Annotated in this window: 8 protein-coding genes; 6 read left to right on the top strand and 2 right to left on the bottom strand. The window is 60.5% G+C overall.

Features of this window, described 5'->3' with window-relative positions; all coding sequences use genetic code 11:
- A partial coding sequence (locus AC07SU_RS30535) for a LysR family transcriptional regulator (RefSeq protein ID WP_494999227.1) occupies nt 1-727 on the bottom strand: 727 nt, incomplete at its 3' end.
- Between the two features lie 117 nt (nt 728-844).
- Here AC07SU_RS30535 and AC07SU_RS30540 point away from each other — a divergent pair.
- Together AC07SU_RS30540 and mrdA are read left to right on the top strand one after the other, a co-directional pair.
- Nucleotides 845-2260 carry an aldehyde dehydrogenase family protein gene (locus AC07SU_RS30540; RefSeq protein WP_494999228.1) on the top strand — a complete coding sequence of 472 codons (1416 nt, stop codon included), beginning with the start codon at nt 845-847 and terminating at the stop codon, nt 2258-2260.
- A gap of 134 nt (nt 2261-2394) precedes the next feature.
- The gene (gene mrdA, locus AC07SU_RS30545; protein WP_176999359.1) at nt 2395-4287 is read left to right on the top strand and encodes a penicillin-binding protein 2; all 1893 of its coding nucleotides are present in this window, start codon (nt 2395-2397) and stop codon (nt 4285-4287) included.
- A 1-nt stretch (nt 4288) separates the two neighbouring features.
- Here the strand turns inward: mrdA and AC07SU_RS30550 are convergent, their stop codons facing one another.
- The gene (locus tag AC07SU_RS30550; RefSeq protein WP_494999229.1) at nt 4289-4690 is read right to left on the bottom strand and encodes a GFA family protein; all 402 of its coding nucleotides are present in this window, start codon (nt 4688-4690) and stop codon (nt 4289-4291) included.
- Nucleotides 4691-4826: 136 nt separating this feature from the next.
- Here AC07SU_RS30550 and AC07SU_RS30555 point away from each other — a divergent pair, with 136 nt between their 5' ends.
- The 4 genes from AC07SU_RS30555 (at nt 4827) to AC07SU_RS30570 (ending at nt 9447) form a co-directional block, all read left to right on the top strand.
- Complete coding sequence (locus tag AC07SU_RS30555) at nt 4827-5357, top strand: sigma-70 family RNA polymerase sigma factor (protein WP_176999357.1); 531 nt, start codon at nt 4827-4829, stop codon at nt 5355-5357.
- A gap of 2 nt (nt 5358-5359) precedes the next feature.
- Nucleotides 5360-6310, top strand: a complete 951-nt coding sequence (locus AC07SU_RS30560) for a FecR domain-containing protein (protein WP_494999230.1) — start codon at nt 5360-5362, stop codon at nt 6308-6310.
- A gap of 100 nt (nt 6311-6410) precedes the next feature.
- A complete protein-coding gene (locus tag AC07SU_RS30565; RefSeq protein ID WP_494999231.1) occupies nt 6411-8909 on the top strand; it encodes a TonB-dependent siderophore receptor in 2499 nt (832 codons plus the stop codon).
- Between the two features lie 79 nt (nt 8910-8988).
- Nucleotides 8989-9447: an SRPBCC family protein gene (locus tag AC07SU_RS30570; RefSeq protein WP_176999354.1), complete on the top strand. Its 459-nt coding sequence runs from the start codon at nt 8989-8991 to the stop codon at nt 9445-9447.
- Nucleotides 9448-9538 lie beyond the last annotated feature (91 nt).

Consider the following 9538-nt stretch of genomic DNA (forward strand, 5'->3'; position numbering starts at 1 on the left):
CGGCATTCCATTCCGTCAGATAAGTCAGCCCCATTCCCGCCCTGGCGGCTTGAAGCATCAATGTGGGGTTATCAAGCGTCAGTGCACCTTGTACATCCACCGCAATCGCCTCGCCGTGGCGCTCAAACTCCCAGCGATAGATCGCACCGCTTGGCATTCGACTGCGTATGCACTCATGTGCGCTCAGGTCCATGGGGCTTAAAGGCGCAGCGTGCCTCGCAAAGTAAGCAGGGCTGCCCAATACGGCGAACCGCTGAGGGCGGCTGATATCGACGGCGATCATATCTTGCGCAACGCTATCGCCCAGGCGGATCCCCGCATCGAACCCTTGAGCCACAATATCGACCAGGCGCCCTTCGGTGACGATATCCACCTTCATTTGTGGATAGCGTTGCATGTACTCCAGCAGCAGTGGCATCACCTGCTTGGCGGCACCTGCTGAAGTATTGAGGCGCAAAGTACCGCTAGGCGCGGCCTGACTGTTGCCCGCTTGTTCAAGCGCCATGCGGATGGTCGACAAGGCGGGCGTCACCGTGCGCACAAACTCCGCGCCAATCTCCGAAAGGGACACGCTGCGCGTCGTGCGATTGAACAATCGCACACCCATTCGTGCCTCAAGCGCGGCGACCGAGTGACTCAGTGCCGACGTCGACACATTCAACTCTGTTGCTGCAGCCCGAAAGCTGCGATGCCGGGCGACTGCCAAGATTGCTTCCAGCTCGTTCAATCCCGATGTGTTCATTGTCCTGAATCGCTCATCAAGTCGTTTCGGTTTGTGCGGATTATCAGATCAATCATAGTGGCTTACCGTAGGGCATACCAATTGAGTGCCTTCGGAGGCTCCATGCTTCAGATCAACCAGATCTACATCAATGGTCAGTTCGTGACGCCCCACGGTGAAGAACGATTCGATCTGTTCAACCCAGCAACCGCCGAGCCCATTGCTCAGGTCCGCCTGGCTGACGAGCACGACGCGATCAGCGCGATCAGCGCCGCCAAGCGGGCATTTCCCGAGTTTTCCCGCACGCCCAAAGCGACACGCGTTGATTACCTCAAGCGCATGCACGCCGCTGTTGCCTCTGCTGAAGCGGAACTCACGGCCGCCATCATCCTTGAGTACGGCGCGCCGTTATCGCGTGCACAGTGGATGGCCAAGCATGCCGCGAGCGTCCTGCTGGACGCCGCAAAGGTGTTGGATGATTACGAGTTTACGCGGCGCATCGGTATCGCCGAAGTGACCATGCAGCCCCTGGGCGTTGCCGGGCTCATCACACCCTGGAACAGCAATGCCGGTTTCATCTGCGGCAAGCTGGCCGCGGCGTTAGCCGCCGGGTGTACGGCCGTGATCAAACCCAGCGAAATGAGCGCCCTGCAAACCTCCATCGTCACGCGCGCATTGCATGAAGCGGGTTTGCCGCCCGGGGTGTTCAACATTGTCACGGGCCGAGGTGAAACCGTCGGTGCCGTGCTGAGCACGCACCCAGATATTGCAAAAGTCTCGTTCACCGGGTCTACCGCCATCGGCAAACAAATCTTGCGTGCCGGCGCTGAAACCTTGAAGCGAATCACGCTCGAATTGGGTGGGAAATCTCCGGTACTGATTCTCGAGGATGCCGATCTCGCTACCGCTGTACCCATGGCGATTCAAGCCGGTTTCATGAACAGCGGCCAAGCCTGTATCGCCGGCACCCGCATTCTTGTACCCGCGCACCGCCTGGCAGAAGTCGAAGCGTTGATGGTCGAGGAAGTGGCGAAAGTCCAGGCAGGTGACCCCAATGACCCTGCCACCAGCGTTGGCCCTATGGTGAGTCTCAAGCAATGGCAACGCGTCCAGCGATACATACACATCGGCATGGAAGAGGGCGCCCACTTATTGGCCGGTGGTCCCGGATTGCCAGAGGACGTCGCGGCCGGTTGGTTTGTGAGGCCGACGGTTTTCAGCCGCGTGTCGAACCAGATGACCATCGCCCGTGAAGAGATCTTCGGCCCCGTCCTGTCGATCATCACCTACAACGACGAGGAAGAAGCGCTGGCGATAGCCAATGACACGGCCTACGGCCTCCAGGCGTACATCCTGTCTTCGGATCTGCCAAAGGCCCACGCACTGGCCAAGCGCATCGAGGCGGGCCGTGTGCTCATCAATACGTTGGCTCACGAACCTCTCGCACCTTTTGGTGGGTTCAAACAGTCAGGTATCGGCCGCGAGTGCGGGACGTTCGGTTTGGAGGCATTTCTGGAGCCAAAATCCATCCTGTCCTGACAAAACAGCATGCCGTTGGGGAAATCGATGCAAAGTGTTTCTGCATTTTTGGTATGGTGCAGCACATTTTCACAAGGATTGATCTTTTATCCGCAGGACGCGGCGTCGACCTTCTTCAACGAGATGCTGTAGAAATGCCTGAACCGATACCGATCAAGGATCACGAAAAAGAAAACCGCCTGGTCAACAAGCGCCTGCTTGCCTGCGCGCTGCTGGTGATCGGCATCACCTGCGCCCTGGTCGGGCGCATGTATTTCCTGCAGGTAGTGCAGTACGACTACCACTCCACGATTTCTGAAAACAACCGTGTCCACGTATTGCCGATCACGCCGACCCGCGGGCTGATTTATGACCGCAATGGCGTCGTCCTCGCTGACAACCGCCCCAGTTACAACCTGACCATCACCCGCGAGCGCACCACCGACCTCAAGGGCGAACTGGACGCTATCGTCAGCCTGTTGCACCTGCCGGCCGAAGACCGCGCCGTGTTTGACAAGGCGCTCAAGCAGGCCCGCCATCCTTTCGTGCCCGTCACGCTGTTCTATGAGCTGACCGAAGAACAGATCGCCGTATTGGCGGTGAACGAATTCCGTTTGCCTGGCGTAGACGTCGAGCCGCAATTTGTCCGCCACTATCCATTGGGTGCGCATTTCGCCCACTCCATTGGCTACGTCGGCCGCATCAACGAGAAAGAATCCAAGGCCCTCGATTCGGTGGAGTACCGCGGCACTCAGTCCATCGGCAAGACCGGTATCGAACGCTTCTACGAATCCGAATTGCACGGCCACGTCGGCTATGAAGAGGTCGAGACCAACGCCCAAGGCCGTGTGCTGCGCGTGCTCAAGCACACCGACCCGATTCCCGGTAAAAACATCGTATTGAGCCTCGACGTCCACCTCCAGGAAGCCGCTGAAGAAGCCTTGGGCGATCGTCGCGGTTCGGTGGTTGCCCTCGACCCGCAAACCGGCGAAGTACTGGCCATGGTCAGCAAGCCGAGCTTCGACCCCAACAGTTTTGTGACCGGGATCAGCTTCAAGGAATACGCCGCCCTGCACGATTCCATCGACCGCCCGCTGTTCAACCGCGTACTGCGCGGGCTGTACGCGCCGGGTTCGACCATCAAGCCCGAGGTGGCCATCGCCGGCCTCGACAGCGGTGTGGTCACGGCGCAAACCCGTGTGTTCGACCCCGGTTACTACCAGTTGCCCGATTTTGACCACAAATACCGTAACTGGAACCACAGCGGCGACGGCTGGGTGGACATGGACGCTGCGATCATGCGGTCCAACGACACCTACTTTTATGACCTGGCCCACAAGCTCGGCATCGATCGCCTGCACGATTACCTGGCTGAATTCGGCCTTGGCCAGAAAGTGTCCCTGGACATGTTCGAAGAGTCAGCAGGCCTGATGCCATCCCAAGCCTGGAAGCGCGCAACCCGCCGCCAGCCCTGGTTCCCGGGTGAAACCGTGATCCTCGGCATCGGCCAGGGCTACATGCAGGTCACCCCTTTGCAATTGGCCCAAGCCACTGCGCTGATCGCCAACAAAGGTGTGTGGAACCGGCCGCACCTGGCCAAGACGATCAATGGCGTGCCGCCAGTGGATCAGAACCCGATGCCGAACGTGGTCCTCAAGGACCCGCGCGACTGGGAACAGGTCAATCACGGCATGCAACTGGTTATGCATGATCCGCGTGGTATCGCGCGGGCGGCCGCACAGGGTGCGCAGTACCGTATCGCCGGCAAGAGTGGTACGGCGCAGGTGGTCGCGATCAAGCAGGGCGAACGCTACGACCGTAACAAGACGCTGGAGCGCCACCGTGACAACGCCTTGTTCGTGGGCTTCGCGCCGGCGGAACATCCGAAGATCGTGATCTCTGTAATGATTGAGAACGGCGAAGCCGGTGGCCGCGTGGCGGGCCCGGTGGTCCGGCAGATCATGGACGCCTGGCTACTGGATCAGGACGGTCATCTGAAGCCGCAATATGCGACACCCGCCAAGGCGCCCGGTGATCCGCACGTCTGAGTCACACCTTCCACTCGTCCCACTGCTCCACACCTTCATGTGCCAGCCAAGGCACTTCGTGGGCCGTCCAGATGTGCGAGGTGGGCCGAACGCCAGGATCATCGTCCAGCGTCGCCACCCGCACAATCACATGGGGTTGATGCCCTCGCTCGGCCATCAGATGTGAGCCGCAGCGAGAGCAGAAATGCCTGAACTTGCCCGGCGAAGATTCATACGAGGATAAAAGCGTCTCACCCTGCGTCCAGCGAAAGTGCTCACGCATCACTCCGGCGGTGGATACGAACGCCGCTGCATGCACCTTGCGGCAGCTCTCACAGTGGCAGTGGCTGATAGGCATATCCAGGCCGTCGAGTTGATACTGCACCGCCTTGCAGAAACAACTTCCGTGGAGCTGTTGATTCATCGTGCTTTACCTCAAGGGGGGAGGGGGACAATCTACCTTTTGCCGCCACACTGCGCATTAGAGTGATACAAGGCATTGCCCTTATCTTGACATTGCTCTAAATTGCGAAGCGTTCTCATTCGCGCGCAATATCATTATGCCTCTGTCTGCTGTGCCTCACACTTCTCGTGAACCCGTTGGGCAGCTCTACGGTGATCACCACCGCTGGCTGGTCAGTTGGCTGCGTGCACGCCTGGGTTGCTCACAACAGGCAGCGGACCTGGCTCAAGACACTTTTGTCCGCTTGTTGCTGGCCGAGCGCACCCAGCCGGTGGCCGCTGAATTGAAAGAGCCCCGGCACTTTCTGGTGACGATTGCCAAGCGCGTGATGATCGACAGTTTCCGCCGCAAAGCCCTTGAGCAGGCTTACCTGCAGGCCTTGGCGGAACAACCGCAGGGTTACGCCATTTCGCCGGAAGAGCGGTTATTGATCATCGAAACCCTGCAACGCCTGGATGCCATGCTTGATGGCTTAGGCCGCAAGGCCAAGCGCGCCTTCCTGCTCTCGCAATTGCAAGGGATGCCCTACAAAGACATTGCCGAAGCGCTGCAGGTATCCGTCAGCTCCGTAACCAAATACATCGCCAAAGCCACCGAGCATTGCCTGATCTTCGCCTTGGAGCATTGACCGTGACTCGCGATCCACAACGCCAGGCCCTCAGCGCGGCCGCCCACTGGGTGGCGCGCCTGGCGGCCGAACCCGGTGATCCTGAGTTGCACGCAGCCTGGCGCACCTGGCGTGACGAAACTTCACTGAACCAATGGGCCTGGCAGCGCGTGGAGGCCCTTCAGCAGCAACTCCAGTGCCTGCCCGGCGCGGTAGCGGTCAACGTAATGGACGCCGCTGACGACCAATCCCAGCGCTTCGGTCGTCGGGCAGTACTCAAGGGCGTGATGATCGGCGCCGGCGTGAGCGCCATCGGTTGGTCCGGCTATCGACAAGCGCCGCAATGGATGGCGGATCAACGCACCACCACGGGCGAACGCCACGGCCTGCGCCTGGACGATGGCACCCGGTTGTCCCTCAACACCGCCAGTGCCGTTGATATCCGCTACACCGCCGAACAGCGCCTGCTGATTTTGCGCGGCGGAGAAATCCTTGTCGAAACCGCCCCCGACCCGCGTCCTTTCCTGGTACGCAGCGCCCAGGGAGAGATGCGTGCCCTCGGTACACGCTTTGATGTGCGCCAGTTTGATGGCTACACCGCCATGAGCGTCCTGGAGCATGCCGTGGCCGTGCGCCCTGGCGTCGAGCAGGCAGAGACCGTCATCACCGCCGGCCAGGCCGTCACCTTCGACAGCCAGCGCATGCTCTCCCTTCGAGCTAACGACCCGGGTGAGGGCGCTTGGGCGCAGGGGCGGCTGATCGTCGACAATTGGCGGCTGGATCGCCTGGTGGCCGAACTGGCACGCTATCGCCCGGGCTACCTGGGGTGTGCCACTGAAATCAGCCACCTGACCGTCTCGGGTGCCTACTCCCTGGACGACATCGACCTGACCCTCAACGCGCTGACCCACGCCTTGCCGGTACGCCTCACTTCACGCACTCGCTATTGGACGACAGTGGTCCCGCGCGCCTGAAACTGAAAACAATTATCAACCACCGTTGTCGATTTGCTGCGCCTCGTTCGACTCCTCCTGCAAACCCCCTTTCATTCGTTTCAAACCCCCAGGAGTCAACATGCGCGCAGGGCCTACTTCAGCCGCCAACCCACCCCTTCGGTCATTTCGCAAAAAACCTTTGCAGGTCGCGTTGTTCGGCGTGTCGCTGATGGTACAAGCCGGGCTGCTGGCCCCGTTGTTTGCCAGCGGTTCCAGTGCCGTTGCCGCGAGCCAGCAAAAAACTTTTGCGATTGCGCCCGGCCCACTGGGTTCGGTGCTGAGCCGCTTTGCCAGCGACGCCGGCGTGGTGTTGTCGTTCGACTCCGGCCTCACGGCAGGCAAGCAGAGCGCCGGGCTGCAGGGGACTTACAGCGTCGAACAAGGGTTTGCCCGACTGTTGGCCGGCAGCAATCTGGCCCTGGCAGCCAATAACGACGGCAGCTATGGCCTGGCGCCACAAACCAGTGGTGGTGCCTTGACCCTGGGCGCCACCAGCATCAACGCCGAAGGGCTGGGCCTGACCACCGAAAGCACCGGTTCCTACACCACCGGTGCCACCAGCACTGCGACCAAACTGCCGCTGTCCCTGCGCGAAACGCCACAGTCGGTCAGCGTGGTCACTCGCCAGCTGATGGACGACCAGCACCTGTCCACGCTTAACGAAGTGCTGGCTTTTACCCCGGGCATCAGCAGCAACCACCGCGACAGCGAGCGCTACTCGTTTTACTCCCGTGGTTTCGAGATCCAGAACTTCCAGTACGACGGTATCCCGTCCCAGATCGCCAACGAATCCCAGCAGTACATCGGCCCGCTCTCGGACATGGCGATCTACGACCGTGTCGAGGTGGTGCGCGGAGCCACCGGCTTGATGAGCGGTGCCGGCACGCCCTCCGCCGTCATCAACCTGGTGCGCAAGCGTCCGACCAAAGACTTCCAGGCCCACCTTTCGGGAGAGGCGGGCGCATGGGACCGTTACCGCTCTGAAGTGGATGTGTCCGGCCCACTGACCGAAACCGGCAATGTGCGCGGCCGCTTTGTCGCGGCGTACCAGAAGCAGCGCTCCTTCGTGGACTGGTACAAGGAAGACAAGCGCGTGATGTATGGCGCGCTCGATATCGACCTGAACGACACCACCACCCTGCGCACCAGCCTGGATTACCAGAACAACGACGCCAACGGCAGCAGCTACGGGCATATCCCGTTGTTCTACAACAATGGCAGGCAGACGAACTTTTCCCGCTCATTCAACCCGGCTTCACGTTCCAGCTACATGGACAACACCAGCTACACCTTCACCACGATGCTGGACCATAAACTGGACAACGACTGGAGCCTGAAAACTGCCTACAGCCATCAGTATTCCTATCGCAAAGGGCAGGGCGCGTCCGCCAGTGGCGGCTACCCGGACCCGGTCACCGGCCAAGGCGCCGGCGCGTTCATCTATCGCCTCGACAGCTACCAGACCCAGGACACGCTGGATGTCTACGCCAATGGCCCGTTCCAGCTGGGCGGTCGTGAGCACGAGTTGGTGGTGGGCGCGAGCTCGTCGCACACCCACCTGAATTTCCCCAACTACAGCAGTACCCTGGCCGGGCAGGACGGTGATTACGGTGATGTCGACAATATCTTCAGTTGGGATGGCCGGCAGTTTGGACGCCGTTCCTACAACGAAGTCGGGGGGGCGGTGACCACGCTGCAACAGAGCGGTGTGTACGGCGCGCTGCGTTTGAAACCGCTGGACCCGCTGACCCTCATTCTCGGCACCCGCGTCAGCTGGTGGAAGCAGCTCGATGAGGTGACGAACTACGCGCCTTACTCGCAAACCACCGACAAAACCAAGAAGAGCGGGGTCGTCACACCCTACGCCGGCATTATCTATGACCTCAACGACACCTACTCGGTCTACGCCAGCTATACCAGCATCTTCCTGCCGCAGACCTTCTACAAAACCGCCAGCGGTAGCTCGCTGGCACCGCTGGAAGGGGACAACTACGAGATCGGCCTCAAGGGTGAATTCTTCGACGGCGCGCTGAACGCGAGCATCGCCCTGTTCGACATCGAGCAGAAGAACACGGCGGCCGATTCGGGTAACGATGCCAGCGGGAAAACCGTGTACAAAGCCATCGCCGGCACCACCACGCGGGGTGTCGAAACCGAGATTTCCGGTGAGATCGCCGCAGGCTGGAACGTGTTTGGCGGTTATACCTACCGCGAGTCCCATTCCAAGGACGGCGAGCGTGTGCAGGTCAACCAGCCGATCAACTTGTTTAAGCTCGGCACCTCCTATCGCCTGCCTGGCGCGCTGAACCGTCTGACCGTGGGCGGCAATGTCACCTGGCAAAGCGAGATGTATGCCACCTCGCAAATCAACTACACCGGGCCTTACTACAAGGCCGTGCAAGACCCGTTCGCCGTGGTGGGCCTTTTGGCCAACTACCAGGTGGACGAGCACCTGTCCGTGGGGCTGAACGTCAACAACCTGTTTGACAAGAAATACTACGACGGCATGGGCACGTTCAACTCCGGCTCCTACGGCGAGCCGCGCAACGCGATGGTCAACGCCAAGTGGAAATTCTGAAGGTCTAGCACTGCCAGTGCGCGGCCGAAAAGGTTGCGCATTGGTCGATGTCGCCTACTGTCAATGGAGGAGGTGACTTATGCACGTACTAGATCGCATCGAACGAAAAGTCCTGCTCAATGCTTCACGCAAACAGGTGTGGGAGGCACTCACCGATGCCGAACAGTTTGGCAGCTGGTTCGGTATCGCCCTCAAGGGCAAGGCCTTCGCGGCGGGGGAAACCCTCGAAGCGCCGATCACTTATCCGGGTTACGAGCACGTGGTCTGGAAGGCCAGGATCGAACGCATCCTGCCGCAAACCCTGTTTTCTTTCTGGTGGCACCCTTACGCGGTCGAGAAGGAGGTCGATTACGACAAGGAGACGCCCACGCTGGTCGAATTCACCCTCGAAGACCGTGCCCCTGGCATTCTGCTCCGTGTGGTGGAATCGGGGTTTAATGCGGTGCCCGAAGCCCGTCGCCAAAAAGCCTTCAAGATGAACTCCCGAGGCTGGGACGAACAAATGGGCAACATCGAAACCTACCTCAACCAAGCCTGACCTCCCCCTACACACTGTAGTGGGGGGGGGGGGGGGGGGGGGGGGGGGGGGGGGGGGGGGGGGGGGGGGGGGGGGGGGGGGGGGGGGGGGG

It is taken from the genome of Pseudomonas sp. GW821-FHT05H12, from assembly GCF_059419385.1.